Below are 25,319 nucleotides of genomic sequence, written 5' to 3'. Positions count from 1 at the left end.
AGGCGAAACGCCGTGCCCCGGAGGTGTCCGGGGCACGGCGGGTGCGGCGCGTACGGGCCGGCTTCAGCAAGACGCCCGGCTCAGGACGCGCGCGGCTCAGGCGCGCGACTCCGAACCCCGCGGCTCAGGACGCGCGGCGTTCCGGGCCGTGGTGGATCTCGACGTCGCCCGAGGCGCCGAAGGTCAGGCGGCAGGTGTCGGCACGGTAGGTGGCCAGGGAGACCGCGGCGGCGCGTCCCTCCGCGAAGAAACGGGTCGTGACGACGAGGACGGGCGCTCCCGGCAGCCGGTCCAGTTCCTTCGCGTCCTCCGCGCGCGCGGAGCCCAGCTCCACCGAGCGGTCCTGCCCCTCCAGTTCCAGCCGCTGCAACTCGCGCAGCACCGCACGCGCGCGTGCCGCGCCGGAGGGCGCGTCTATGGCGGAGAGGGCGGGCACGGAGGCCGCCGGGATGTAGAGCAGCTCGGCGGCCACGGGCTGGCCGTGGGAGACGCGGGAGCGGCGTACGACATGGACCTGCTCGCCGTGGAGGGTGTCCAGGATCTCGGCCACCGCGGTGGGCGGCGTCGCCTCCGCGCAGTCCACGGCCTGCCAGGCGTCCCCGGCCGTGCCCGGCCAGGCGTGCTGCTCGCCGCCGACGGAGACGCCCACGCGCGGCGGAGCCACCGTGGTGCCGACGCCGCGCCGGCGCTGGAGCCGGCCTTCCAGTTCGAGCTGTTCCAGTGCCTGGCGGAGCGTCGCACGGGCGACGCCGAAGCGGGCCGCCAGGTCGCGCTCGTTGGGCAGGATCTCACCCACCGAGAACTCGGAGTCCAATGCCTCACTGAGCACGGTCTTCAGGTGCCAGTACTTCGGTTCCGGCACCGATTCGAGCTGCTGGGTCCCCACCCTGTCCTCCGCTGCTTCGCCGTGTCCCGGCGGCGTTTTTGGCGCCCTTGTTTATTAAAGGTTGTTGCACTTTCTTGCGACCATAGGCCCGCCCCCACCCTTGGTCAAGACCAATCCTCGAAGCCTCGGGCATCCGTCGCGCGGGGCGTGGCACAGCGTTCACGGAGCCTTCATGAAGGCACGTCGAACCGCCGTACGACCGGTCACCTGACGGGTCGTACGGCGGTTGACGGGCGGGTGCCCGACGGCCCACCGGCTACTGGTCGAGCGGCAGGGCGAGCAGCTTCTCCGGGTTGCGGACGATGTGGATGCGCTGGATCCGCCCGTCGGCGACGTCGAGCTGGAACACGGCGTCGGGCTTCCCCGCGGCGAGGACGACCAGCGCGAAGCCGCCGTTGATCTCCATGAAGCGGAACGAGGCGTCCTCGACGCCCTGGCCGGACACGCCGTGCAGGAAGCGCCCCACCTTGTCGGCGGACTCGATGATGCGCACCGGGGCCTTGGCGAGGCCGCCGCTGTCGGCGACGAGGCGGACGTCGGGGGCGAGCAGCGCCATGAGCCCGTCGAGGTCGCCGCCGGCTGCCGCGGCGAGGAACCGCTCGGTCAGCTCCCGGCGTTCGGCCGGGTCGACCTCGTAGCGCGGGCGCCGCTCGTCGACGTGCCGGCGGGCCCGTCCGGCGAGCTGGCGCACGGCGGGCTCGGTGCGGTCGAGCATGCCGGCGATCTCGGCGTAGGGGTAGCCGAAGGCCTCCCGGAGCACGAACACGGCACGTTCCAGGGGTGAGAGGGATTCCAGGACGACGAGGACGGCGAGGGAGACGGTGTCGGTGAGCACGGCGCGTTCCGCGGTGTCCGGGACGGTGGCCTCGTAGTCGGTGACGTACGGCTCGGGCAGCCACGGGCCGGGGTAGGCCTCGTTGCGCGACTGCACCTGGCGGAGCCGGTCGATGGCGAGGCGGGTCGTCACGCGGACCAGGTAGCCGCGGGGTTCGCGTACGTCGGACCGGTCGGCGCCGGTCCAGCGCAGCCAGGCCTCCTGGACCACGTCCTCGGCGTCGGCGACCCTGCCGAGCATGCGGTAGGCGACTCCCATGAGGACGGGACGGTGCTCTTCGAAGACGTCGGTCGCGGTGTCAGTGGTCACCGTCCCATCCCATCCGACGGGCGCACCGGTGTCCAGGGCGTTTGTTACCCACGGGGACTACCCGTCGGTAGCGGTTGCTGACAAGCTGTCTAGGAATTGCCGTACGACGGCGCGCCCCACCCTCACAGACGAGGAGCTGCACCATGTCCGCCACGGTCTCCTTCCAGGTCCCCTCCCCGCTCGGCCCGCGGTCCGTGACGGTCTCCTACGCGCGCGAGGGCACCGGCGAACCGCTGCTCCTGCTGCACGGCATCGGCCACCACCGGCAGGCCTGGGACCCGGTGGTGCACCTGCTGGCGGCCGAGCGCGAGGTCATCAGCGTGGACCTGCCCGGATTCGGCGCGTCCCCCGGCCTCCCGGACGGCCTCACCTACGACCTGCCCACGACCACCGCCGTGTTCCGCGCCTTCTGCGAAACCCTGGACCTCGACCGCCCCCATGTCGCGGGCAACTCGCTCGGCGGTCTGCTCGCCCTGGAGCTGGGCCGGGAGAAGCTCGTACGGTCGGTCACGGCGCTGTCGCCCGCCGGGTTCTGGAACGAGGCCGAGCGGCGCTACGCCTTCGGCATCCTGCTCACGATGCGGCACCTCTCCCGGCGGATGCCGCTGCCGCTGGTCCGGCGCCTGTCGCGTTCGGCGGCCGGCCGGGCCGCCCTCACCAGCACGATCTACGCGCGCCCGAGCCGCCGTTCACCCGAGGCCGTGGTCGCCGAGACGCTCGCGCTGGCCGGGGCCACCGGGTTCGACGCGACGCTCCGGGCGGGCGGCAGCGTCCTGTTCACCGACGACATCCCGGAGCTGCCGGTCACCGTGGCCTGGGGCACGAGGGACTGGCTGCTCGTCCCGCGGCAGGGTGTCCGCGCCAAGCGGATCATCCCCGGCGCCCGGCTGGTGCGACTGCCCGGCTGCGGCCACTGCCCGATGAACGACGACCCGGCGCTGGTGGCCCGCGTCATCCTCGACGGCAGCCGCTGATCCGCGGCGTGCGGCCAGCCCGGAGCCCAGGGCGACCCCGGCGCCCACCAGGGCGCTGCCCGCGGCCTGGGCGGCGCCGTAGGAGCCGGTGCCGACGAGGGGCGCGGTGCAGGCAGCGGCCACCGGGATGAGGCCGGAGAAGAGGGTGGCGCGTTCGGCGCCGATGCGCTGCATGCCCATGTACCAGCACACGAACCCGATGACGGTGACGACCGCCGCCTGCCACACCAGTGCGGCGGTCTCCGTGCCGTCCGGGCGGCGCAGCCACGCACCGCCGTCGACGCGCAGTCCGACGGCGGCCGACTCGACCGCGGCGACACCGCACACGGTCGCGGACAGCAGCCGCGGTCCGAGCGGCCGCAGCACAGGGACGGCCAGCACCGCGAAGCCGACCTCGCCGGCCAGCGCGCAGACGGAGAAGGCGATCCCGGCGCCGTCCGTGCGGCCCCAGCCCTGAACGGTGAACGCGCCCGCCGCGACCAGCGACGCCCCGTACAGCACGGTCCGTCGGGGGCGCCGCCCCTCCGACAGGGGGACCAGGACGGCCACGAGGACGGGGGCGCAGCCCACGAACACGCCGGGCACGGCCGGTTCCGCCGTGCGCTCGGCGGCGAGCACGGCGAGGTTGAAGCCGACCATGCCGACCGCCGCGAGCAGCGTCAGCCGCAGCCACTGCCGGGCGGTGAGGCGGCGCAGCGGTGCCGTGCCGCCCCGGCCGAGCAGCGGGAGCAGCAGCAGGAAGGCGAGCCCGTAGCGGAGGAACTGGCCGCCGGCGTACGGGTAGCCGCCGAGGACGCTGTTGGCGGTGAAGGAGCCGCCGACGAGGACGCAGGCGAGGGCGGCGAGCAGGGCTCCGCGAGCCGTGGTGGCGTTCATGACGGTGACGCTAGGGACGCGGGCGGACCGGTTTAAGGTCCACTTCCATGACGTCATCGGGGACCAATTCGCCGTCGGGAACCAATGCGCCGCGGGGGACCGGTCCTCCGCCGGACGCCTCGCCCGTGGGCGGCGAGGGGTCCGCGCCCTGGGCCGCCGCCTGGGAGTTGCTGCTGCCGGTCGCCTCCGCTCCCGCACGCGCGCGTGGACGTACGTTGCAGGCCGCGCTGCGGGAGGCGATCCGTACGGGGCGGTTGGCGCGGGGGACCCGGCTGCCGTCGAGCCGGGACCTCGCCGCGGACCTGGGGGTGTCGCGCGGGCTGGTGACGGAGGCGTACGAGCAGTTGGCGGCGGAGGGATATCTGCGCAGCGGCCGGGGCGCGGGGACCTGGGTGGGGGCCGCGGTCCGTGGCGGACCGCCACGCGCGCGTGATCTCGCGCCCCGTTCCCCCGGCGCCCGCGCCGACTTCGTCCCCGGCTCACCCGACCTGTCGCTGTTCCCGCGCGCCGCCTGGGCCGCCGCGCAGCGCGGGGTGCTCGCGGAACTCCCCCACGACGCGTTCGGCTACCCGGACCCGCGCGGACTGCCCCGGCTGCGGACCGCGCTCGCCGAACTGCTCGCCCGGCGCCGGGGCGTGGTGGCCGACCCGGAGCGGCTGGTGGTGGTCTCCGGGGTCGCCCAGGCGATGACCCTGCTGGGGCTCGTGCTCCACGCGCGCGGGGAGCACGCCCTGGGTGTCGAGGACCCCGGCAGCCCGGAGCACGCGTCCCTGTACGCCGCCGCCGGGATCGGCACCGTGCCACTGCCGTTGGACGGGTCGGGTCTGGCCATGGGGCCGCTGCGCGAGTCGGGTGTGCGGGCGGTGGTGACGACGCCGTCCCACCAGTTCCCCTCGGGCATCGCCTACTCGGCGCGGCGCCGGACCGAACTGCTGCACTGGGCGCGGTCGGTGGACGGTCTGATCGTCGAGGACGACTACGACGGCGACTTCCGCTACGACCGCGCCCCCGTGGGCGCCCTCCAGGGTCTGGACCCGGAGCGGGTCGCGTACACGGGTTCCGTCAGCAAGTCGCTCGCGCCGGGGCTCCGGCTCGGCTGGCTCCTCGTACCGGCGTCCCTGGCCGAGGAGGTCGTCGAGCGCAAGCGGACCATGGATCTCGGTCATCCCACCCTCGACCAGGCCCTGTTCGCCCGGTTCGTGGAGCGCGGCGACCACGACCGGCAACTGCGCCGCTGCCAGCGGGCCTACCGCGAACGCCGGGACACCCTGGTGGCCGCCCTCACCGAGCACCTGCCCGGTACGCGCGTGTCCGGGATCGCCGCCGGGCTCCATGTGATCGCCACGCTGCCCGAGCGGTACGGACCCTGCGACCGCTTCGTGGAGCGGGTCACGGCGGCCGGGGTCGCGGTGCGGGAGCTGGGACGGTACGGGCGCGTGCCGGACGACCTGCCACGGCTGGTCCTCGGCTACGCGCATCTGTCACCGGCGCGGATCCGGGAAGGGGTACGGCTGATGGCGGAGGCGACCCGACGGGACGGCCGCCCGTGATCCCGGCTGCCTGACCGGGGCCGGGTGCGACACGCCCCGCTCGGGCGTCGCGGCGTGCTTCCCCGCGACACCGGTCAGTTGTTCACTTGTCGTTTCCGCGTGCGCCTCGGCGCACCAGTACTTGTGGCACTGCGCATTGGCCGAATCCGCCCCAGGAGGCTCATTCATGTCACACCGTCCGCCGATCTCCCTGCCCGGCCGCCGCAGTGTGCTGCGCGGTTCCCTGGCCGCGTCGGCGGCCCTGGCCCTGCCCGGCTCGCTCGCGGCGGCTCCGGCGTCCGCCCTGTCGGGTCGGCCGCGGGCCGGATGGGGTGTGCAGGCCGGGGACGTGAGCGCGCACTCCGGTCTCGTGTGGGTGCGCTCGGACCGGCCGGCGCGCATGATCGTGGAGACGTCCGCCACCGAGTCGTTCCGCAACCCGCGCAGGTGGCACGGCCCGCTGCTCGGCGCCGGCACCGACTTCACCGGGACGACCCGGCTGCGCGGCCTGCCGGCCGGTGAGCAGATCCACTACCGGGTGGTCCTCGCCGACCCGGACGACCCGCGCCGCACCGGCGAGCCGGTGACCGGCACGTTCCGTACGACGCCGGTGAAGCGGCGCTCCGGCGTGCGGTTCCTGTGGTCGGGCGACCTGGCCGGGCAGGGCTGGGGCATCAACCCCGATCGCGGCGGCTACCGCGTCTTCGACGCGATGGGACGGCTGGACCCCGACTTCTTCCTGTTCAGCGGGGACACGATCTACGCCGACGGCCCGATCGCCGCGACGGCGGCCCTGCCCGACGGCGGGACCTGGCGGAACATCACCACCGAGGAGAAGGCCAAGGTCGCGGAGACGCTGGCGGAGTTCCGCGGCAACTTCCGCTACAACCTCCTGGACGAGAACCTGAAGCGGTTCAACGCGCAGGTGCCGTCGATCGTGCAGTGGGACGACCACGAGGTCACCAACAACTGGTACCCGGGAGAGATCCTCACCGACGCCCGCTACACCGAGAAGAGCGTCGACGTGCTCGCGTCCCGCGCGCGGCGCGCGTTCAGCGAGTACTTCCCCATCTCCACGCTGCGTCCCGGCTCCCGTGAGGGCCGGGTGCACCGGGTGATGCGCCACGGCCCGCTCCTCGACGTGTTCGTCCTGGACATGCGGACGTACCGCGACGCCAACTCGCCCGGCAGGCAGACCACCGACCCGGTGGGCATCCTCGGCGCCGAGCAGTTGCGGTGGCTGAAGCGGGAACTGTCGCGCTCGCGTGCCGTGTGGAAGGTGATCGCCTCCGACATGCCGCTCGGCCTGGTCGTGCCGGACACCGGCGACGGGAAGCCGAACATCGAGGCGGTGGCCCAGGGCGACCCGGGCGCGCCGCTCGGGCGTGAGTTGCAGATCGCCGAACTGCTGCGGTTCATCAAGCACCGGAAGATCACCGGGACGGTGTGGCTGACGGCGGACGTGCACTACACCTCGGCGCAGCACTACCAGCCGTCGCGGGCCGCGTTCACCGACTTCGAGCCGTTCTGGGAGTTCGTCTCCGGGCCGCTCAACGCCGGTGCCTTCCCGGCGAACGCCCTCGACTCCACGTTCGGTCCCGAGCGGGTCTTCGTCAAGGCGCCGACCACGGCGAACGTGTCGCCCGCGGGTGGTTACCAGTTCTTCGGCGAGGTCGACATCGACGGCCACAGCGGGGAGTTGACGGTGCGGCTGCGGGAGCAGGACGGCAGCGTGCTCTACACCAAGACGCTCCAGCCGGGGCTGGTGGGACAGTGACCCGCACGGCCTGAATCGGGGGACCGGTGACCCTGGCCCCCGGGCATGGGGCGGACGGCTCGGCAACACCGGGCCGTCCGCCGCGTTTTCGCAGGTCATCGCCCGTTGTCAGTGGTCGCTCCTACGGTTTTCCCATGACGCGATCTTTGCAGGCCGTGGCCTATACCCGACCCTCCGTGCTGGAGTCCGCGATGGGCGGACACCGGCTGGGGCTGGAGACCTCCCGGGGTGCGACCCCGACGGGCTTCCAGGACCATCCGCGGTTCTTCACGGGCTTCCTGACCTCTCCTCAGGTGGCCGCGGCCGCCCTGCTGGCGGTCGCCGACGTGGCGGCGGCTCGCTACTACCAGCAGCAGCTGCGGGCCTCCCTGGACCCGGTGGTGACGGGCAACGGGGACCGGCTGCGCTTCGAGTCGTTCTCCGGCTGCGGCGGGGTGTACGCCCGGCTCGACGTCCTGGAGCCGGGACTCGACGGGGGCGAGGTCGGCCACGGCACGACCAACGTCGACGTCAACAACCCGCTGCGCGAGGCGCTGTCCCGCGTCGGCTCCGACGATCCGCTGCATCTGCGGGTGGGCCCGGACGAGTTGGCGGTGACGACGCTGGACGGGCCGGTGGTGGAGAAGAAGGTGCCGTTGCCGGACCGCTGGCTGCGCGGTTTCGCCGAGGCGCAGGTGACCGCCGCCGGTTTCGATCTGCGGGCCGAGCTGCCCGCCGCCGAGGCCGTACGGTTCCTGCGGTCGCTGCCGCGCGGTGGTGCGCGGGGCGCGTCGCGGGGCGCCCAGTGGGTCGTGCCCTCGGGCCGGGTCCTGCGCCCGACGACGCGGCCGGTGCCGGGCGCGGTCTGTCTGCCCGGCCCGGAGCGGCTGGTGGCCCTCCAGCGGGTCCTGCGCCACGCGACCGCGCTGCGCGTCTACGGCCCGCCGGCCACCGGGGCCGCGGCCCTGGCGAGCGCGTGGGAGGTCGAGCTGCCCGGTATGCGCCTCACCCTCACGCTGTCCCCGGAGACCGCGCGCGGCTTCTCGGGCGAGGGCGGTGTGCTGGAGGCCCTCGCCACCGACGAGGCCGCCGAGGACGCGGAGCTGATCTCGGTCCTCCTCGCCTGGGAGCCCCGCATCGACGTCGGCGACCTGGCCGCGTCCGCCGGCCTCACCGCCGAGCGGGTGCGGGCGGCGCTGACCCGGCTGGGGACCTCGGGACGCGTCGGCTACGACACGGCGGAGGCCGCCTACTTCCACCGGGAACTCCCCTACGACGCCGACCGCGTCGAGCGGCACAATCCGCGGCTGCGCTCCGCCCGGGGCCTGGTGGCCGCCGGGGCGGTCTCCCTGGACGGCTCGCTCGGCACGGTGACCGCCGAGGACGGCCATGTCCACCGGGTCCGCGACGACGGGGGCACACTGAGCTGTTCCTGTCTGTGGTGGGCGAAGTACCGCGGCGGCAGGGGCCCTTGCAAACACGCGCTGGCGGTGCGGATGGTCCGCCGGGGCGCGGACGCGGGGACCGGAGGGACACCGGCCCCCGGTGGGCAGGACAGCACGACGACCGACAGGCAACCGAGCGGGACGAGCATCGACGGGGGTGCGCGATGACGGCGACGACGCTGGTCAACGCGGTACGGGCGGGAAACACGGGTGACGTCGTCACCCTGGCGGACGGTATGACGGACGCCGAACGACGGGCGTGCATGCCCGAGTTGAAGGAACTGCGCAAGAAGCTGCGGTCCGAGCCGTGGGGTTCGCCCCTGCAGCGCGCGTATCCGGCCCTGCATGCGGCCGGTGCGGCCTGTCAGACGGGCGCGGCGGCGGTGGCCGACTGGATCGCGGGGTCCGACATGCGCTGGCGGCAGGCGCCTGCGCCGGTCCTGATCGATGTGCTCGGCGACCGTGAGCCCCGCTGGCTCGACGACCTGGTGCATCGGCTGGCGGAGCGGCCACTGACGGCGCAGGTGCCGTACGAGCTGATGTCCGGACTGGTGCGGCTCGCGGGCTGTGCCGTGCCGACGTCCGAGAGCTATGTGCGGGGCTGGATGGAGCACATCGGCCGGGCGCGCTGGAAGGCGGGCACCGTCATCGGCAATCTGCGCAAGGACCCGCATCTCGCGGACCTCGTCACCGCCCTGTTCGACATCGCGGAGATCGGCGCCCGCAGCGACTGGCGGTACGGCGAAGGGCTGAACAACTGGACCTACGCCCTCACCCAGCTGGTCGAGGAGGGCCTCCTCGACCGCAAGATCCTCATCGACGGCTGTGTCGCCCGGCTGCTGCGCGGCGGCGGCTCCACCGCCGACAACAAGGTGTTCCTAGGCCTGCTGACCTCGCTCGACCTCACCCGTGACGAGCGGTGCGAGCGGATCGCGGACTGGCTGTCCCTGTGCGCGGACGCCCCCTCCTCGGTGGCCGGGCACGCCCAGTCCGTCCTCGTCGACTTCGCCCTGGACGGCGCACTGGGGTCGCGCCGGCTCATCGAGATGTCCGGCGCCGTGCTCTTCCGCCCCGAGCGGAAGCTCGTCCGCTCCCAGCTGATCCTGCTCGGCAAGGTGCTCAAGCAGGACCCGTCCACCGCGGGCGCTCTGCTCCCGGTGGTCGCCCAGGCGTTCGGGCACGAGGACACGGAGGTGCAGGAGCGAGCGCTGAAGCTCGTCGAGCGGCACATCGTCGACATCCCCGACGAGGAGGGAGCCGCGCGCGAGGAGATCACCGGCGCGGCCTGCGACCTGAGCCCCGGACTGCGGACCCGCGCCCAGCAGGTCCTCGGTGTCTTTCCGGCCGAGGAGTTCCCGGAGGCGTACGAGGAGCTGCTCCCTCCCGTGCCCGAGCCCACGCGTCTCGTGCCGGCGCCGGAGACGGTCGTCGAACTCGCCGAGGAGGTCAACGCGCTGCTGGCCTCGGACGGCGACATCAGCGCCTTCGAGCGGACGCTGGACGGTCTCGTGCGCCACGCCCACCGGGACCGCGAGGCACTCGTGGAGGCGCTGGGTCCGGTGGTGGCGGGGCGTTGGTGGGCGGAGATGGAGCCGGCGTACGTCGACCGGTACTTCCGGGACCCGCAGCACGACCTGGAGATCGTCCTGGCGTCGCTGTTCGAGCGGGTCCGCCTCTCCGTCCTGCACGAGGCGCGCTCGGACGCGCCCACGTCCGGAGGGTGTGTGCACAGCGGCCTCGCCGGGGTCCACGACGCCCGGCTGCGGGAGGTCGCCCATCGCGTCCGCACCGAGCCGCCGCCGTTCCTGCTGGCCACGCCCACCTGGAGCACGGGGTCGCTGGAGCCCGGGGAACTGGTGGCGAGACTCGACACCTATCGGCGGCTCGGGGCCCGGCCCGGTCGGGCGGACTTCACGCAGGCGCTGCTGCGGGTGCGGCGCGCCGACACGGCCGCGTCGGCGGCCGCCGCGGTGGCGGCGGGGGATCTGGGCACCCCGGAGGGCGACCAGTTGGCGGAGTGGCTGGCGACCGATGTGCCCTCCCAGCCCGTGCGGAGCAGCCGTACGGAGGGGCCGAGGATCCTGGTGGAGTTCGGGGAGCTCCCGGAGTTGCAGAGCGAGTCCTTCCCGCCGCAGGTCCACCGGCTGGGGCGCCCGCTGTCCGAGTACCAGGGCCGCTGGTACTGCTCCCACTGGGACGACTCCGAGTGGCGCCACTGGCTCGCGGTCGTGCCGGGACGCCCGGAGCTGGTGGCGGCGCGCGTGCTGCGGGACATTTCGCAGGGCGTCATCGAGGACACCGGGACCGGGTTCTCGTTCCTGCCGACGCTCGCCGAGGCGGAGGGCGAGACGGGCGAGGCCGTACGGCTGTGCGTGGTGTACGGACTGGGCGCCAAGCGCCCGGAGGACCGGCTCGCCGCCGTGGACGCGCTGCTGGTGCTGGCGGCCCGGGGTCAGCTCGACGTCGAGCAGGCCGGCGCCGACCTCGGTCGACTGGCCGTGACCGGCTATGTGAAGCCGCTGCGCATCGCCGAGGCGATACGCACGGCGGCGTCCACCGGCGCGTACGGCACGGCCTGGGCGCTCCTGCGAGCGGCCCTGCCGCACCTGCTCGCCGAGCTCTCCGACGGGCAGGGCGGGGGCGGCGGCGAGAGCCGGGCCAAGGCCACCACGCCGGTTCGGGGGCTCGGGGAGCTGCTGGCCGTCGCCGCCGAATGCGTGGAGCGGTCCGGGGCGCGCGGGGAGTTGCCCCACCTGGATCTGGCGGCGGACCGGAGGGGCTCGTCCCGGCTGGTCACCGAGGCACGGCGGCTCCGCGCGGCGCTGGCGGTCTGATCCCGGCCCACCCGTCATCCGACCTGCCGGACCCCCGATCGTCCAACCTGCAACAAAAGGGACGGAACGATGCTTTTACCGGCCGGTCACAAAGCGTTCGTGATCACGCAACACCCTTCCTTCACAGTGGCCACATGACTCCAGACATGTCTGATGTGACGCGGGCGAGGAACGGTCGCCCGGTGCGCCACTGGCGGCGGGCCGTGGTCGGTCTCGCCGCGCTCCTCGCGGCGGCGGCCGTGGCCGACGCGGTGGCGGGCGCCACCGCGCGAGGTATGGGCGGTGCGGTGCTGTCGGCGGTCACGGCGGCCGTCCTGTCGGCCGCTGTCGGCTTCCACGCGTGGTGGACACGAAGCCACGGTCACGCGCCGCCCACGAGCGATACCGGCGCCCGGCCGCCGCTCCCCGCGGAGCGGCAGGCCGGGCCGGCCGGAACGGGCGAGGCAGCTGAGGCGGGCGCCGGGGCCATGTCCGGGGTGACCGTGCTGTGGCGGATGCGGACGACCGTGAAGGACGAACCGGGGTCGCTCGCGGCGCTGTGCACGGCGCTGGCGGCCCACCGGGTCGACATCCTGAGCCTGCAGACGCACCCGCTGGCCGAGGGCACCGTGGACGAGTTCCTGCTGCGGGCGCCCGAGGAGCTGTCCGCCGCGGAGATCAGCCGGTCGGTGTCCGACGCGGGCGGCAGCGAGACCTGGATCGAGCGCGGCGACGCCCATGACCTGGTGGACGCGCCGACGCGGGTGCTCGGCCTGGCGACGCGTACGGCGCTGGACGCCGCGGAACTCCCCCTGGCACTACGGCAGTTGCTCGGCCGCTGCACCATCCGTTCGCTGCCCGCCACCGCTCCCGGCTCGGGCCGGGTCCAGGAGGGCGCGCCGGTCGAGGGGGCCCTGGAGGGCACGGTGATGCGGCTGCGGGCACCGGAGGGCGCGACGATCACGGTGGAGCGGCCGTATCTGCCGTTCACGCCCACGGAGTTCGCGCGGGCGCGGGCCCTGGTGGAACTGGACACGCGGCTCGGGCCGCGGATCCCGCGCAGCCAGGACATACTGACGCTGCCCGAGGGCAACGACATCGCGGTGCGCCGTGCCGACGCGGGCGATCTGCGCGCGGCGAAGGCCATGCACGACAGGTGCTCGGCGCGGACGCTGAGCATGCGCTACCACGGGCCGGTCGGCGACGCGGACCGATACCTCAAGCATCTGCTGAGCCCCCGCTTCGGGCGGACGCTCGCCGCTCAGACCACCTCGGGGCGGCTCGTCGGACTGGGCCATCTGCTCTGGGACGGCGACGAGACGGAGATCGCGCTGCTCGTCGAGGACGACTGGCAGCGGCGCGGTGTCGGCAGCGAGTTGCTCCGCCGGCTGGTGGCCATGGCGGGCGACGCCGGCTGCGCGAACGTATACGTCGTGACGCAGTCGTCCAACACGGGGATGGTCGCGGCGATGCGGGCGTTGGGTCTGCCGCTCGACTACCAGATCGAGGAAGGGACGCTGGTGATCACGGCCCGTCTGGACGCCGTGGCGGCGCACCGGGCCGAGGGCGCGGAGGGGCTCCGCAAGGGGCGGTGACCCGCCCCGACAGCGGGAGGGCCACACCACACAGCGCGGGAGCCGGTGACGGGCTCCCGCGCTTCGCGACGCGGGCCCAGGGCCACACGCCCCGGAGTTCCAGGCCCAGAGCCCGATGGCCGGAGCGGTCCGGCCCCGGGCCCTCGACGGCCGCTCAGCGGCCGGACGCCGCCCCCACGCCCGCCGCAGGCCGTTCGGCGTCCACGCCGACCCCCGTGGTGGCGGTGTCGGCCGTGGCGCCCAGCGCCCCGTCCAGGTCCGCCCACAGGTCGTCCACGTCCTCCAGGCCCACCGACATCCGCAGGAGCCGGTCGCTCACCCCGGCGCCCCGGCGGTCGGTCTCGTCCACGATGCGGTGACTGATGGAGGCCGGGTGCTGGATCAGGCTGTCCACGCTGCCGAGGCTGACGGCGGGGGTGATCAGCCGGACGCCCGCGATGACGTCGTGGGGGTCGCCGTGGACCTCGAAGGCGATCATCGCGCCGCCGACGCGGGGGTAGTGGACCCGCGCCACCCGCGGGTCGGCGTCGAGGCGGCGGACCAGTTCCGCGGCGGTCGCGGAGGCCGCCCGGACCCGCACGGGGAGGGTCGCGAGGCCGCGCAGGAGGAGGTAGCCGGCGAGTGGGTGGAGGACACCGCCGGTCGCGAAGCGTATCTGCCGCAGCCGCCCGGCGAACTCCTCGTCGCAGGCCACGACCCCGGCCATGACGTCCCCATGACCACCGAGGTACTTGGTGGCGCTGTGCAGGACGAACCGGGCCCCCTGCTCGGCGGGCCGCTGGAGGACCGGCGTCGCGAAGGTGTTGTCCGCGAGGAGCGGGACCGAGCCGCAGGAGTGGGCGAGGGCCCGCAGATCGAGTTCGGCGAGGGTCGGGTTGGCCGGGGACTCGACCATCACCAGACCCGTGTCGGGCCGCAGCGCGTCCGCGACGCCGGCCGGGTCGACCCACGTGACCTCGGAGCCGAGCAGCCCCGCGGTGAGGAGATGGTCGCTGCAGCCGTACAGGGGTCGTACGGCGACGACATGCCGCAGGCCCAGGGAGGCGCGGGCGAGGAGCACGGCGCTCAGCGCGGCCATGCCGCTGGCGAAGGCGACGGCGCTCTCGGTGCCCTCCAGACGGGCGAGGGCGGTCTCGAAGCGGGCGACGGTCGGGTTGCCGAGCCGTCCGTAGATGGGGGTGCCCTCGGGTTCGGCGCCGGAGACGGCGAAGGAGTCGATGCGGGCGGCCTCACCGCGGCTGTCGTACGAGGGGTAGGTCGTGGACAGGTCGATGGGCGCGGCGTGCAGGCCCTGGCGCGCGAGATCGTCGCGGCCGGCGTGCACGGCCTCGGTGTCCAGCGCTCTCGGCGTGGTGCGTGCGGGGTCGTACGCGTGCGTGCTCGCTGAGTTCATGGGCGTCAGGGTGAACATCGGCCGGGCGGTACGGGTCGGTCTCCGTGTTACGTTCGAACAATGGCCGAATCTGTCGTACTGGATCCGGTGGACCTCCACCTTCTGCGCCTGTTGCAGAACGACGCACGGGCGACCTACCGGGATCTCGCCGCCCAGGTGGGGGTCGCGCCGTCGACGTGTCTGGACCGGGTGACCCGGCTGCGCCGCTCCGGAGTGATCCTCGGTCATCAGCTGCGGCTCGATCCGGCCAAGCTCGGGCGGGGGCTGGAGGCGCTGCTGTCGGTTCAGGTCAGGCCGCACCGGCGGGAGCTGGTGGGGCCGTTCGTGGAGCGGATCCGGGCGCTGCCCGAGTCGCGGACCGTGTACCACCTCACCGGACCGGACGACTATCTCGTGCATGTCGCCGTCGCGGACATGGCGGATCTGCAGCGGCTGGTCCTCGACGAGTTCACGTCGCAGCGCGAAGTGGCGCGCGTGGAGACCAGGTTGATCTTCCAGCAGTGGGAGTGCGGGCCGCTGCTCCCGCCGGACGCCGAACGGCCCGCCTGAGCGGAACGGGTGCTGCGGCCCCGAGCGGAACGAACGCTGCGGGCGCTGAGCGGAACGAACGCTGCGGGCGCTGAGCGGAACGAATGCTGCGGGCGCCGAGCGGACGGGTGCTGCGGGCGCCGAGCGGTACCGGTGCTGCGCCGTGAGCGGAATCCGGCCGCCGTAAGGCTCAACACCCGGTCAAGCAGCTGACGGCGACCGGTCGCCGTACCAAGATTGTCCGCATGTCTGACATCAAGAGTCCCCTGCCCCGCGAGGTCGCCGACGCGTATGTCGACGACCTGATCGCCCTCGACCCGCTGACCGGTACCTACCTCGGTGTGAAGGAGAGTTCGAGCAGGCTTCCGGACACCTCGCCCGCCGGTCTGGAGGCCCGTGCGGAGCTGATCCGGACGACGCTGACCAGGCTCGACGAGGCGGAGCGGCGTCCGGGCGCGGACAGCGACATCGAGCGCCGGTGCGCGCGTCTGCTGCGCGAGCGCCTCACCGCCGAACTCGCCGTGCACGAGGCCGACGAGGATCTGCGCGCGGTCGGCAACATGGCGACGCCGCCGCACGAGGTGCGTGAGGTCTTCACCATCACCCCGGCGGAGACCGACGAGGACTGGGCGGCGATCGCGGAGCGGCTGCGGGCGGTGCCGACGGCGTACGCCGGGTACCGCGAGTCGCTCGCGCTCGGCCTGGACCGCAAGCTGTATGCGGCTCCCCGGCCGACCACGACCTTCATCGGGCAGCTCACCGAGTGGGCGGACACGGACGGCGCGGGGCGCGGCTGGTTCGAGGACTTCGCGTCCAAGGGCCCGGAGTCCCTGCGCGCCGAGTTGGACGAGGCGGCCCGCGGGGCGACACGTGCCGTGGCGGAGTTGCGTGACTGGATGCGCGACGTGTACGCCCCGGCGATCGAGGGCGCCCCGAACACGGTGGGCCGCGAGCGGTACGCCCGGCTGGCCCGCTACTTCACGGGGGCGGACCTCGACCTCGACGAGGCGTACGCGTACGGCTGGTCGGAGTTCCACCGACTGCTCGGCGAGATGAGGCAGGAGGCCGAGAAGATCCTTCCGGGCGCCGGGACGCCGTGGGTGGCGCTGGCGCATCTTGACGAGCACGGCCGGCACATCGAGGGCGTCGACGAGGTCCGCGCATGGCTCCAGTCGCTGATGGACGGCGCGATCGAGGCCCTCGACGGCACCCACTTCGACCTGGCGGAGCCGGTGCGGAAGGTGGAGTCGTGCATCGCCCCGCCCGGTGGCGCGGCCGCCCCGTACTACTCGGCGCCGAGCGAGGACTTCTCCCGCCCGGGCCGCACCTGGCTGCCGACGATGGGGGCGACCCGCTTCCCGGTGTACGACCTGGTGTCCACCTGGTACCACGAGGGCGTCCCCGGCCATCACCTCCAGCTCGCGCAGTGGGTGTACGTCAAGGACGACCTCTCCCGCTACCAGGCGACCATCGGCGGGGTCAGCGCCAACGCCGAGGGCTGGGCGCTGTACGCGGAGCGGCTCATGGACGAGCTGGGCTTCCTCAAGGACGCGGAGGAGCGGCTCGGTTATCTCGACGCGCAGATGATGCGCGCGGCCCGTGTCATCGTCGACATCGGGATGCATCTGGAGCTGGAGATCCCGGCGGACTCCCCCTTCCGCCCGGGCGAGCGCTGGACCCCCGAGCTGGCCGAGGAGTTCTTCGGTTCCCACAGCAGCCGCCCGGCGGACTTCGTGGAGAGCGAGCTGACGCGCTATCTGACCATCCCCGGGCAGGCCATCGGCTACAAGCTCGGCGAGCGGGCCTGGCTGCTCGGCCGTGAGAAGGCCCGACAGCGCCGCGGCGACGCGTTCGACGCCAAGGCCTGGCACATGGCCGCCCTCTCCCAGGGCTCCCTGGGCCTGGACGACCTGGTGGACGAACTCTCCCAGCTGTGACCCGAGCGCGCCGGGCCCACCGACCGCGCCACCGGGCCCGGCCGCCCACCCCGACCTCCGGCCACGGCCTCCGTCCGCCGGCCACGGCCTCCGTCCGCCGACTACCGAACCTCGACCCTCGACCCCCGACCCCCGACCCCCGACCCCCGACCCCCGACCCCCGACCCCCGACCCCCGACCCCCGACCGACCAGGATCAGCCCGCCGACGGTCCGACCCGCGCCAGACGCAGCCCCGCCCACGGCCCCGTCGGGACGTACGCGGCGCTGACCCCGTACCGTCCGGGCGCCAACTCCACCCGCGCGTGGCCGGACAGCGTGGCGGCACGCCCGGGGCGGGCCGCGTCGAAGAGGACGAGCGGTCCCGGCACGCGCCACTCCAGTGCGGGCTCCCACACGGCGTCGTCGAGGGCGGCGGCCACCTCGGCCAGGAGCCGCGCCTCGGCGCCGGCCGCGTACCGGCGGACGAAGAGGCCGTGCTCGGGGAGGTACGCGGTGGCGGCCGGTTCACCGCCCAGTACCAGGGCGCGGGTGTCGCCGACGGGCAGCAGCCCCGCGTGGCCGGCGACGTCGCAGGCGCGGTCGTAGTCGGAGGACGTCTCGTCGCCGTCGGCGCCCGCCCAGAACGGCAGGACCGCTTCCGGCACGGCTATGAGAGGTCCGGCAGCCGACTCCACCCACCGCACCACACCTGGAACCACCGAATCCGCATGACGAGCCATGCCCAGAAGTTACATGTCGACCTTGTCGAGCAACTCACCGGGTGGACAGGCTTCTTGACAGAGTGTCAGCAGCAGGTGGGGGCAAGGCGCCGCCGCCCGGTCAGCAGCCGCAGTCCTCCGCGTCCACCGGCGCCGTCAGCGGATCCGCCGCGCGCCGCCCGGCGCCCTCCCAGGTCTCGTACGCGAAGCCCTCGCGGGCCCAGTACTCGAAGCCGCCGAGCATCTCCTTGACCTGGAAGCCGAGTTCGGCGAGGGCGAGGGCGGCCCGGGTCGCGCCGTTGCAGCCGGGGCCCCAGCAGTAGGTGACGACAGGCACGGACCTGTCGAGGAGCTGCTCGGCCTGCTCGGGGATGAGGGCGGTGGGCAGGTGGACCGCGCCGGGGATGTGCCCCTGGTCCCAGGACTCGGTGGACCGGGAGTCGAGGACGACGAAGCCGGGGTCGCCGTCGGCGGCGAGCGCGGCGGCCACGTCGGATACGTCCGCGTGGAAGACGAGGCCGGCCCGGAAATACGCGGCGGCCTCGGCCGGGGCGGCGGGGGCGACCCTCAGGACGGGGTTCACGGCGGTCGTGGTGGTCATCTCGGGGGCCTCTCTCTGCCCGGCGCTGCGGCCGACTCCTCGACAGGGCCGCCGTCCGGCCCCGCCGACCAGAAATCTACGGCCGGCGATCACCTTCCTGAAGGGGCGTTCCACGGTCCGGGCCTTGCCCGGCCGGGGAATCCCCTGCTATCTCTCCCCCATGACCGTGAATTCCCCGTACGCGCCGGACGCCACCGACTGGCGCATCCTCGAAGTCCTCCAGCGTGACGGGCGGGCGAGCTTCGCCGATCTGGCGCGTGCCGTGTCGATGTCGGCGAGCGCCGTCACCGAACGGGTACGGCGGCTGGAGGAGGCGGGCGTCATCCAGGGGTACGCGGCCGTGGTGGAACCGGAGCGGCTCGGTCTGCCGATCCTGGCGTTCGTGCGCCTCAGGTACCCCAACGGCAACTACAAGCCGTTCCACGACCTGGTGGCCGTCACCCCCGAGATTCTGGAGGCGCACCACGTCACGGGCGACGACTGCTTCGTGATCAAGGTCACCGCCCGTTCGATGCGGCACCTGGAGGAGGTGTCGGGAAAGATCGGTTCGCTGGGCTCCGTCACGACCAGCGTCGTGTACTCCTCACCACTCCCCCGTCGCCCTCTCGGTCGCTGACGCCCCCGATCAGGCCGTCGTACGCTGCCGTACGACCGACCCCGACCTGTCCTTCACGACCTCCAGCTGTGCGTGGATCCGTCGCCTCAGGTCCCCCACATGGCTGACGATGCCGACGCTGCGGTCCCGCTCGCGGAGCGCGTCGAGGACGTCGAGGACCTCGTCGAGGGTCTGGTCGTCGAGGCTGCCGAACCCCTCGTCGATGAAGAGGGTGTCGAGGCGTACGCCGCCGGCCTCGTCGGTGACGACGTCGGCGAGGCCCAGCGCCAGCGCGAGGGACGCGAAGAACGTCTCACCGCCGGAGAGCGTGGCCGTGTCCCGCTCCCGGCCGGTCCACGCGTCGACGACGTGCAGTCCGAGCCCACTGCGCCCGCGTCCGGACCGGTCGTCGGAGTGGACGAGGGTGTAGCGGCCGGAGGACATCCGCTGGAGCCGTACGGTCGCGGCGGCGGCGACCTGTTCGAGACGGGCGGCCAGGACGTACGCCTCCAGGCGCATCTTGCGCTCGTTGTCCGCGGCGGTGCCCGCGGCGAGTCCCGCCATACGGGCGACACGGTCGTACTCCTCCCGCAGCGGTGCCAGCCGCCGTACGGAGGCGGCGGCCCGCGCGGACAGCCGGTCGAGCGCGGCGCCGCGCCGCTCGGCCTCGTCCCAGGCGGACACGGTCCGCTGGAGGCGCCGGGCGGCGGCCTCGGCGGCCCGCTCGGCGCCCGCGACATCGGCGGAGGGCCGTTGGGCCGCGGCGGCCGTCTCGGGCTCGCCGAGCACGGCCCGCACCGCGGCCTCCTCCGTCTGCCAGGCGTCGAGGCGCCGTTGCAGGTCCCGGTGGGCACCCGCGTCGAGGAGTGCCGCGGCGGCGGCCTGCGGTGTGTCGAACCCGGCGCGGAAGGCGGCGTCGGCGAGGCGTGCGTCGGCGTCCTTGAGCCGCTGCGCGGTGTCGTCGGCGGCGCGCACGGCCTCGGCGGCCTCGGCGAGCCGGGTGGCGCGCAGTTCCAGCTGCCCGGCCCGCTCGGCCACGCTCCGGGCCTCGCCCCTGGCCTGCGTCAACTCCTCCTCCAGGGCGGCCCGTTCCCGCTCCAGGGTGTCCCGACGGGTGTTGCGGGTGGCGGCCCGGACCGCCGCCTCCTGTCGTGCGGCGGCCCGCCGGTCGCGCTCCCGTTCGGCGTGCAGCAGCGCCTCCTGCGCGGGATGCAGGTCCGAGGCGCCGCGCCGGGCGCGGGCGTAGTCCCGCTCCACCTCCTCGGCCAGCGCGGCGAGTCGGTCGGTCGGTGTGTCACCGGCCTCCGCGCTCGCGGCGGCCAGCGCCCGCCGCAGCTCCCCGAGCCGCCGTTCCGCCTCGGCTCGCTCCTCGTCTGCCCGCTGGAACGCGGTGAGCGCCCCTTCCTCCGCCTCACGGTCGACGTGCCCGGCGTCCTTGCGGGCGGGCGCGGGATGGTCGGTGCCGCCGCAGACGGCGCACGGCCGGCCGTCGACCAGTTCGGCGGCCAGTTCGGCGGCGATGCCGTTCAGGCGCTGTTCCTTGAGGTCCAGCCAGTGGGTGCGCGCGTCCCCGGCACGCTCCGCGAGCCGGAGCACGTCCACCCGCGCCTCGTCGGTGTCCCGTTCGAGCCGGTCCCGGTCGCGGGCGGCGCGCAGCCGCCTCTCGGCGGGCTCGCGCTGGACGGCGAGCTGCTCGGCCCGGGTGGCGGCCTCCTGGGCGGCCTCGACGCGGGCCTGTAGCCCGGCCCGTACGGTGTCCCAGTCGGCCAGCCAGCCCTCGGCGTCCTGGAGGACGTCCTCGTCGGCGCGCTCCTCGCCGTCGAGTTCGGCGCGCTCGGCGAGGAGGTCGGCCAGCTTCCGCTCGGCGCGGCGGGCCGACGCGAGCCCGCCCAGCTCCTCGGACGCCTTCCGGGCGGCGGCCGCGAGCCCGGCGGCGCCCGCGTCGGCGTGGTCCGCGGGCAGGGCGGCACGCGTGCGTGCCTCGTCCGCGCTCGCCCTGCGGTGCGCGGTCTCGGCCTCGTCCCGCAGGGCGAGGGCCGGTTCCACCGCCTCGGCCTTGCGGCCGCGTTCCATGCGTTCGCGGTCCGCCCGGTGGGCGTCGGCCCGCTCCTCCAGCTGCCGGGCCCGCTCCCGCGCCTCGGCGAACCGCCGCTGGAGCCGGGCCACCTCGCGTACGTCGTCCAGGTCGCGCTCGGCGGCCGTATGCGCGGACTCGGCCGCGGCCCGCGCGCAGTGGGCGATGGTGAGCTGCTCCCGTGCGGTGCTGCGGGCGACGGCGGCCCAGGCGAGGACGGCTTCGGCGAGTCCCGGATCGCCCGGTGCGAGCTGGGGCGGGGCGAGGTCGCCGCCGGCGGCCTGCTGCATACGGTGGGCGTCGGCGAGCAGGTCGGTGTCGCCCTCGCGGACCTGTGCCTCGGTGGCCCGGCGCCGGTCGGCGAGGCGCTTCTCGACGGCCGCGAAACGCTGGGTATCGAACAGCCGTCCGAGCAGTCGGCCCCGGGCCTCGGCGTCGGCCCGCAGGAACCGCGCGAAATCGCCCTGCGGCAACAGCACCACCTGGCAGAACTGCTCCCGGCTCATCCCGAGGACCTGGGTGATCTCCTCGCCGATCTCCTGGTGGGACCGGCTGAGGTCCTTCCAGGCGCCCGCGGCGGCGTCGTACTCCCGCAGCCGGCTCTGCGCCTTGTCGACCGTCGTGCCCTGCCGCTTGCCCTTCTTGGGCCGCTCCCAGGGCGGCTGCCGGGTGATTTCCAGCCGGCGCCCGGCGACGGTCAGTTCGAGGCGGACCTCGGTGCGTGTCGCGGGGTCCGCGTGGTCGCTGCGCAGGGTCATCCCCTGGCCGTTCTGGCGGGCGCCGGGCACCGAGCCGTACAGGGCGTAGCAGACGGCGTCCAGGACGGACGTCTTGCCGGCGCCGGTCGGGCCGTGCAGCAGGAAGAGGCCGGCGGCCGACAGGTCGTCGAAGTCGACGGACTGGGTGCCGCCGAAGGGGCCGAAGGCGGTGATGTCGAGCCGGTGCAGTCTCATCGGGCGGTCTCCCGGAGGGTCTCGTCGGCCCGTACGGCGTCGAAGGCGTCCCGGAGCACGGCCTGTTCGTGACTGTCGGGGCCGGTGCCGCGCACATGGGCCACGAAGTCCTCCGCGATCTGCTGGTCGTCACGGCCCGCGAGGCGCCGGGCGTAGGAGACGTCCGGGTCGTAGGGGGCGCGTTCCGGGTCGAAGACGAGGCTGAGGGTGTGCGGGAAGCGTGCGCAGAGCCGGGCCATGGGTTCGGCGGGCCGCACCGGATCGGTGAGGGTGGCCTCGACCCACGCGTCCTCGTGCCGGGCGAGGCCGGGGTCGTCGAGGAGCTCGTCCAACCGGCCCCGGAGGCGGGCGAGTCGGCGCGGCACGGGGCAGTCGACGCGCTCGGCGTCGATCGAGCCGTCGGCGCCGAGGTCGACCAGCCACATGCTCTTGCGGTGGTCGGCCTCCGAGAAGGAGTACGGCAGCGGGGAGCCCGAGTAGCGGACGCGTTCGGTGAGGGTCTGGCTGCCGTGCAGATGGCCCAGGGCCACGTAGTCGACGCCGTCGAAGACCCCGGCGGGCACGGACGAGACCCCGCCGACGGAGATGTCCCGCTCGCTGTCGCTGGGCGCGCCGCCGGTGACGAAGGCGTGGGCGAGGACGACGGAACGGGTGCCCGGCGCGCGGGCGGCCAGGTCGGAGCGGACGCGGTCCATCGCGGCGGCGAGCACGGCCTCGTGGCCCGGCCTTTCCACCGCGAACTCGTCCTTGACCAGGGCTGGTTCGAGATACGGCAGCCCGTAGAAGGCGACGTCGCCATGGGCGTCGGCCAGGACCACCGGGACTCCGGACGCCGAGGCGTCGGTGCGCAGGTGGATGCCCGCGCGGCCCATGAGCCCGGAGCCGACGCCGAGTCGACGCGCCGAGTCGTGGTTCCCGGAGATCATCACCGTGGGGACGCCCAGCTCGGCGAGGCGGTGCAGGGCGTCGTCGTACAGCTCGACGGCGGCCAGCGGCGGCACCGCCCGGTCGTACACGTCCCCGGAGACGACCACCGCGTCCACCTCGCGCTCCCGCACGGTCGTGACGAGGTGACCGACGAACTCGGCCTGCGCCCCGAGCATGCTCACCCGGTGGAACGCCCGACCGAGATGCCAGTCGGAGGTGTGCAGAATCCTCAAGACGCCACTCCGACCCGCATGTTTCCCCTCATCCCTCCCTGGACCCGCCCGGCCCCGCGGCGACCGGCCCGTACCGCGCCGACGCACCGACCACGCTAATACGTGTCGGCACCTGGTCTCGCACGGTCCGGCACAGTCACCGGTTCGTGAACCGGTTCGTGGAGACTCGTCAACTTTTCTCCTGAAAGCCGCGGATTGGAGGAATTGGACCCAGTCCCCCGTCGCGATCACGGGCGCGATCGCCGGTCGGCACGCCCTGTCACGCGTCGCCGTACGCCTCCCCGCCGAGCTCGAAGCCGGCCGTGCCCGCGGTGGTGTCGGCGAGCCAGGCGCGGAAGGCCGGCACGTCGGCGTCGGGGAGCCCGATCTCGATGGTGACGGCCTCCCCGTAGCGGACGTCGCGGACCTCGCGCCCGGTGGCCCGCAGGTCGTTCTGCACCTTGCCTGCGCGCTGGTGGTCGACGGTGACCGTGGCGAGGCGGAAGCGCCGGCGGGTGAGGGTACCGAGCGCGTCCAGCGCCTCGCCGACGGCGCCGCCGTACGCCCTGATGAGGCCGCCGGCGCCCAGTTTGACGCCGCCGTAGTACCGGGTGACGACGGTGACGACGTAGCGCATGTCACGCCGCATCAGCATCTGCAACATGGGGACGCCGGCGGTGCCGCCGGGCTCACCGTCGTCACTCGCCTTCTGCACGGCGGCGTCGGCGCCGATGACGTAGGCGTAGCAGTTGTGCGTGGCGTCGGCGTGCTCCTTGCGGACGGCCGCGATGAACTCCTGGGCCTCCCGCTCGGTGGCGGCCGGGGCGACCGCGCACAGGAAACGTGAGCGGTTGACCTCGGTCTCGTGCACGCCGGCGCGGGCGACGGTGCGGTACTCGTCCTGCATCGGGCCAGCCTATGCGCAGCCCGGAACGCGTTCGCGCCGGCGTGCACGGCGGCGTGCGCGGCGGGGACAGGCTCCGGGGTCAGCCCTTCTTCCCGCCTCGGGCCACGATCAGGTCCGTCAGGAGGACCGTGCCCGGGGTCAGGGCGGACCAGGTGTCGCCGTGCCAGGCGAGGACGGCGACGGCGGAGGTCGGGAACTTGGTGCGGACGGTCTCCAGGGCGTCGTCGAGCGCGTCACCGGCCAGGTCCAGCACCAGTTCCTCCAGACCCGGGTTGTGCCCCAGCAGCAGCAGGGTCCTGACCCCGTCGGGGACCTCGTGCACGACGTCCAGCAGTTCCGCCGCGTCGGCGGCGTACACGCGCGGGTCGAGGCGTACGGGCGGCGGCGTCCCCCACTGGGCGGCGACCGCCTCCCAGGTCTGGGTGGCGCGGACGGCCGTGGAGCACAGGGCGAGGTCGGGCAGGCAGTCCGCCTCGGCGAGGGCCCGCCCGGCGGCGGGGGCGTCGCGGCGGCCCCGCGCGGCCAAGGGGCGTTCGTGGTCGGGCACGCCGACCGGCCAGGCCGACTTGGCGTGCCGCAGGACGACGAGTCTGCGCAGCGGTCCCGCTCCCCGCCCGTTCATGCCGGTGCTCCGATCTCCCGGGTCAGCTCCAGCCCGAGGAGCCGGTCCGCGTAGGCGAACGTCTCGAACCGCGCCCCGTCCGGCACGTCGTCGGCCCGCTCCACGGCCCGCAGGACGGCGAGCACGGCGGGCACGTCCAGATCGTCCTCCCAGGCGGTGCGCAGAGCCTGCCGTACGTCCTCCGGGACGGGCTTCGAGGGGCGGGTGGCCCAGCCGGCCACCGCCTTGCGCCACGCGCCGAGGGCCTCGTCCGCCTCGGCCAGGGCGGGGGCGTCGAGGGCGACGGGGGTGCGGCGGGGCCGACGAAGGAGGGCGAGCCGCAGGGCTGTGCCGGACGCGGCCGGCGCCCGCGGTCCGGTGACCGGGGCGACCTCGACGCCGACGCCCTCGCCGGTCGTCTCCCCGGTGCCGGCCACCCGCAGCACCTGCCGCCCGCCGCCCGCCCCTGCGGCCTCCGCCGGCCGGATGCCCAGGTCGTCGGCGCGTCGGCGCAGCGTGGCGGGCGGGTCGGCGACCAGCAGGGCGGGGATCCCGCCCATGTCCAGGGCCCGTGCGAGGACATCGGCGACCAGCAGCACGCGCAGCCCCGATGTGTCGTCGCTCGGCGCGTGGACGTGGACCCTGGTGAGCGCTCTGCGGACGTCGACGGGCTCGCCGGTCCGGGCGTCGGTGATACGCAGCACGAGGTGAGCGTAGGCGCGCGAGCGGCGGAACGCAGTGCGCACCACGACATTCCGTGCGGCCGACCGGGGCGACGGCCCGGCCCGGCTCCGCGGTCGCCGGTTGCGGGGTCGCCGGTTGCCGGTCGCCGGTCGCCCCGGCGGCGCCGCTCGGGCGGGCGCGGGAATCACCG

19 protein-coding genes and 1 pseudogene are annotated in these 25,319 nt (G+C 74.2%); 9 read left to right on the top strand and 11 right to left on the bottom strand.

The features are described 5' to 3' along the window. Positions 1-124 precede the first annotated feature (124 nt). Both SMA5143A_RS27750 and SMA5143A_RS27745 read right to left on the bottom strand, forming a co-directional pair. Positions 125-886, bottom strand: a complete 762-nt coding sequence (locus SMA5143A_RS27750) for a GntR family transcriptional regulator (RefSeq protein WP_107465551.1) — start codon at positions 884-886, stop codon at positions 125-127. A 256-nt stretch (positions 887-1,142) separates the two neighbouring features. After that, positions 1,143-2,030 carry an RNA polymerase sigma-70 factor gene (locus SMA5143A_RS27745; RefSeq protein WP_107465550.1) on the bottom strand — a complete coding sequence of 296 codons (888 nt, stop codon included), beginning with the start codon at positions 2,028-2,030 and terminating at the stop codon, positions 1,143-1,145. Between the two features lie 143 nt (positions 2,031-2,173). On the opposite strand from SMA5143A_RS27745, the gene SMA5143A_RS27740 reads away from it, so the two are divergent. Then, the gene (locus tag SMA5143A_RS27740; protein ID WP_181362041.1) at positions 2,174-3,004 is read left to right on the top strand and encodes an alpha/beta fold hydrolase; all 831 of its coding nucleotides are present in this window, start codon (positions 2,174-2,176) and stop codon (positions 3,002-3,004) included. A 519-nt stretch (positions 3,005-3,523) separates the two neighbouring features. Here SMA5143A_RS27740 and SMA5143A_RS45010 read toward each other — a convergent pair. Then, positions 3,524-3,880: pseudogene (locus SMA5143A_RS45010) on the bottom strand (EamA family transporter); the annotation flags it as partial. 47 nt (positions 3,881-3,927) lie between these two features. Between SMA5143A_RS45010 and pdxR the strand changes: the two are divergent. The 5 genes from pdxR (at position 3,928) to SMA5143A_RS27710 (ending at position 13,018) form a co-directional block, all read left to right on the top strand. Beyond that, the gene (pdxR, locus tag SMA5143A_RS27730; RefSeq protein WP_107465548.1) at positions 3,928-5,430 is read left to right on the top strand and encodes a MocR-like pyridoxine biosynthesis transcription factor PdxR; all 1,503 of its coding nucleotides are present in this window, start codon (positions 3,928-3,930) and stop codon (positions 5,428-5,430) included. 166 nt (positions 5,431-5,596) lie between these two features. Then, on the top strand, positions 5,597-7,186 hold the full coding sequence (locus tag SMA5143A_RS27725) for an alkaline phosphatase D family protein (RefSeq protein ID WP_107465547.1): 1,590 nt from the start codon (positions 5,597-5,599) through the stop codon (positions 7,184-7,186). Between the two features lie 134 nt (positions 7,187-7,320). Beyond that, complete coding sequence (locus tag SMA5143A_RS27720; RefSeq protein ID WP_258193780.1) at positions 7,321-8,778, top strand: SWIM zinc finger family protein; 1,458 nt, start codon at positions 7,321-7,323, stop codon at positions 8,776-8,778. After that, a complete protein-coding gene (locus SMA5143A_RS27715) occupies positions 8,775-11,444 on the top strand; it encodes a DUF7824 domain-containing protein (protein ID WP_107465546.1) in 2,670 nt (889 codons plus the stop codon). Before SMA5143A_RS27720 ends, SMA5143A_RS27715 begins: the two co-directional genes overlap by 4 nt. A 146-nt stretch (positions 11,445-11,590) precedes the next feature. Then, positions 11,591-13,018 (top strand): GNAT family N-acetyltransferase, encoded by a 1,428-nt coding sequence (locus SMA5143A_RS27710; protein ID WP_258193779.1) that lies wholly within the window; start codon positions 11,591-11,593, stop codon positions 13,016-13,018. A 154-nt stretch (positions 13,019-13,172) separates the two neighbouring features. On the opposite strand, the gene SMA5143A_RS27705 is transcribed toward SMA5143A_RS27710, so the two are convergent. Further along, positions 13,173-14,411 (bottom strand): trans-sulfuration enzyme family protein, encoded by a 1,239-nt coding sequence (locus SMA5143A_RS27705; RefSeq protein WP_107465635.1) that lies wholly within the window; start codon positions 14,409-14,411, stop codon positions 13,173-13,175. A 60-nt stretch (positions 14,412-14,471) separates the two neighbouring features. Between SMA5143A_RS27705 and SMA5143A_RS27700 the strand changes: the two genes are divergently transcribed. Both SMA5143A_RS27700 and SMA5143A_RS27695 read left to right on the top strand, forming a co-directional pair. Continuing rightward, a complete protein-coding gene (locus tag SMA5143A_RS27700; protein WP_055515086.1) occupies positions 14,472-14,960 on the top strand; it encodes an Lrp/AsnC family transcriptional regulator in 489 nt (162 codons plus the stop codon). 224 nt (positions 14,961-15,184) lie between these two features. Continuing rightward, positions 15,185-16,876: a DUF885 domain-containing protein gene (locus SMA5143A_RS27695; protein ID WP_107465544.1), complete on the top strand. Its 1,692-nt coding sequence runs from the start codon at positions 15,185-15,187 to the stop codon at positions 16,874-16,876. 195 nt (positions 16,877-17,071) lie between these two features. On the opposite strand, the gene SMA5143A_RS27690 is transcribed toward SMA5143A_RS27695, so the two are convergent. Together SMA5143A_RS27690 and SMA5143A_RS27685 are read right to left on the bottom strand one after the other, a co-directional pair. After that, a complete protein-coding gene (locus SMA5143A_RS27690) occupies positions 17,072-17,596 on the bottom strand; it encodes an Imm21 family immunity protein (protein WP_107465543.1) in 525 nt (174 codons plus the stop codon). A gap of 100 nt (positions 17,597-17,696) precedes the next feature. Continuing rightward, positions 17,697-18,176 (bottom strand): rhodanese-like domain-containing protein, encoded by a 480-nt coding sequence (locus SMA5143A_RS27685; RefSeq protein ID WP_107465542.1) that lies wholly within the window; start codon positions 18,174-18,176, stop codon positions 17,697-17,699. 160 nt (positions 18,177-18,336) lie between these two features. Here SMA5143A_RS27685 and SMA5143A_RS27680 point away from each other — a divergent pair, with 160 nt between their 5' ends. Next, a complete protein-coding gene (locus SMA5143A_RS27680; RefSeq protein WP_107465541.1) occupies positions 18,337-18,792 on the top strand; it encodes an Lrp/AsnC family transcriptional regulator in 456 nt (151 codons plus the stop codon). Positions 18,793-18,801: 9 nt separating this feature from the next. Here SMA5143A_RS27680 and SMA5143A_RS27675 read toward each other — a convergent pair whose 3' ends face one another. From SMA5143A_RS27675 to SMA5143A_RS27655, 5 genes are all read right to left on the bottom strand, one after another. Continuing rightward, a complete protein-coding gene (locus tag SMA5143A_RS27675) occupies positions 18,802-21,798 on the bottom strand; it encodes an AAA family ATPase (protein ID WP_107465540.1) in 2,997 nt (998 codons plus the stop codon). Further along, positions 21,795-22,958 carry an exonuclease SbcCD subunit D gene (locus tag SMA5143A_RS27670; RefSeq protein WP_107465539.1) on the bottom strand — a complete coding sequence of 388 codons (1,164 nt, stop codon included), beginning with the start codon at positions 22,956-22,958 and terminating at the stop codon, positions 21,795-21,797. Before SMA5143A_RS27670 ends, SMA5143A_RS27675 begins: the two co-directional genes overlap by 4 nt. 259 nt (positions 22,959-23,217) lie before the next feature. Further along, positions 23,218-23,844 (bottom strand): YigZ family protein, encoded by a 627-nt coding sequence (locus tag SMA5143A_RS27665; protein ID WP_055515102.1) that lies wholly within the window; start codon positions 23,842-23,844, stop codon positions 23,218-23,220. Between the two features lie 79 nt (positions 23,845-23,923). After that, positions 23,924-24,466, bottom strand: a complete 543-nt coding sequence (locus tag SMA5143A_RS27660) for a SixA phosphatase family protein (protein WP_107465538.1) — start codon at positions 24,464-24,466, stop codon at positions 23,924-23,926. Next, positions 24,463-25,149, bottom strand: coding sequence for a hypothetical protein (locus tag SMA5143A_RS27655; RefSeq protein WP_107465634.1), 687 nt, complete (start codon positions 25,147-25,149; stop codon positions 24,463-24,465). The genes SMA5143A_RS27660 and SMA5143A_RS27655 overlap by 4 nt, the downstream gene beginning before the upstream one ends. Positions 25,150-25,319: the final 170 nt, after the last annotated feature.

The organism is Streptomyces sp. MA5143a, from assembly GCF_900290235.1.
Classification (GTDB): Bacteria; Actinomycetota; Actinomycetes; order Streptomycetales; family Streptomycetaceae; genus Streptomyces.
Note: the sequence above shows the minus strand (reverse complement) of the source record. Positions and strands in the feature narration are given on the sequence as shown.

Bases quoted from the DNA above. Each gene is read 5' to 3' on its own strand.
- SMA5143A_RS27740 (WP_181362041.1), top strand. From the start codon at position 2,174: ATGTCCGCCACGGTCTCCTTCCAGGTCCCCTCCCCGCTCGGCCCGCGG.
- pdxR (WP_107465548.1), top strand. From the start codon at position 3,928: ATGACGTCATCGGGGACCAATTCGCCGTCGGGAACCAATGCGCCGCGG.
- SMA5143A_RS27725 (WP_107465547.1), top strand. From the start codon at position 5,597: ATGTCACACCGTCCGCCGATCTCCCTGCCCGGCCGCCGCAGTGTGCTG.
- SMA5143A_RS27720 (WP_258193780.1), top strand. From the start codon at position 7,321: ATGACGCGATCTTTGCAGGCCGTGGCCTATACCCGACCCTCCGTGCTG.
- SMA5143A_RS27715 (WP_107465546.1), top strand. From the start codon at position 8,775: ATGACGGCGACGACGCTGGTCAACGCGGTACGGGCGGGAAACACGGGT.
- SMA5143A_RS27710 (WP_258193779.1), top strand. From the start codon at position 11,591: ATGTCTGATGTGACGCGGGCGAGGAACGGTCGCCCGGTGCGCCACTGG.
- SMA5143A_RS27705 (WP_107465635.1), bottom strand. From the start codon at position 14,411: ATGAACTCAGCGAGCACGCACGCGTACGACCCCGCACGCACCACGCCG.
- SMA5143A_RS27700 (WP_055515086.1), top strand. From the start codon at position 14,472: ATGGCCGAATCTGTCGTACTGGATCCGGTGGACCTCCACCTTCTGCGC.
- SMA5143A_RS27695 (WP_107465544.1), top strand. From the start codon at position 15,185: ATGTCTGACATCAAGAGTCCCCTGCCCCGCGAGGTCGCCGACGCGTAT.
- SMA5143A_RS27690 (WP_107465543.1), bottom strand. From the start codon at position 17,596: ATGGCTCGTCATGCGGATTCGGTGGTTCCAGGTGTGGTGCGGTGGGTG.
- SMA5143A_RS27685 (WP_107465542.1), bottom strand. From the start codon at position 18,176: ATGACCACCACGACCGCCGTGAACCCCGTCCTGAGGGTCGCCCCCGCC.
- SMA5143A_RS27680 (WP_107465541.1), top strand. From the start codon at position 18,337: ATGACCGTGAATTCCCCGTACGCGCCGGACGCCACCGACTGGCGCATC.
- SMA5143A_RS27675 (WP_107465540.1), bottom strand. From the start codon at position 21,798: ATGAGACTGCACCGGCTCGACATCACCGCCTTCGGCCCCTTCGGCGGC.
- SMA5143A_RS27665 (WP_055515102.1), bottom strand. From the start codon at position 23,844: ATGCAGGACGAGTACCGCACCGTCGCCCGCGCCGGCGTGCACGAGACC.
- SMA5143A_RS27660 (WP_107465538.1), bottom strand. From the start codon at position 24,466: ATGAACGGGCGGGGAGCGGGACCGCTGCGCAGACTCGTCGTCCTGCGG.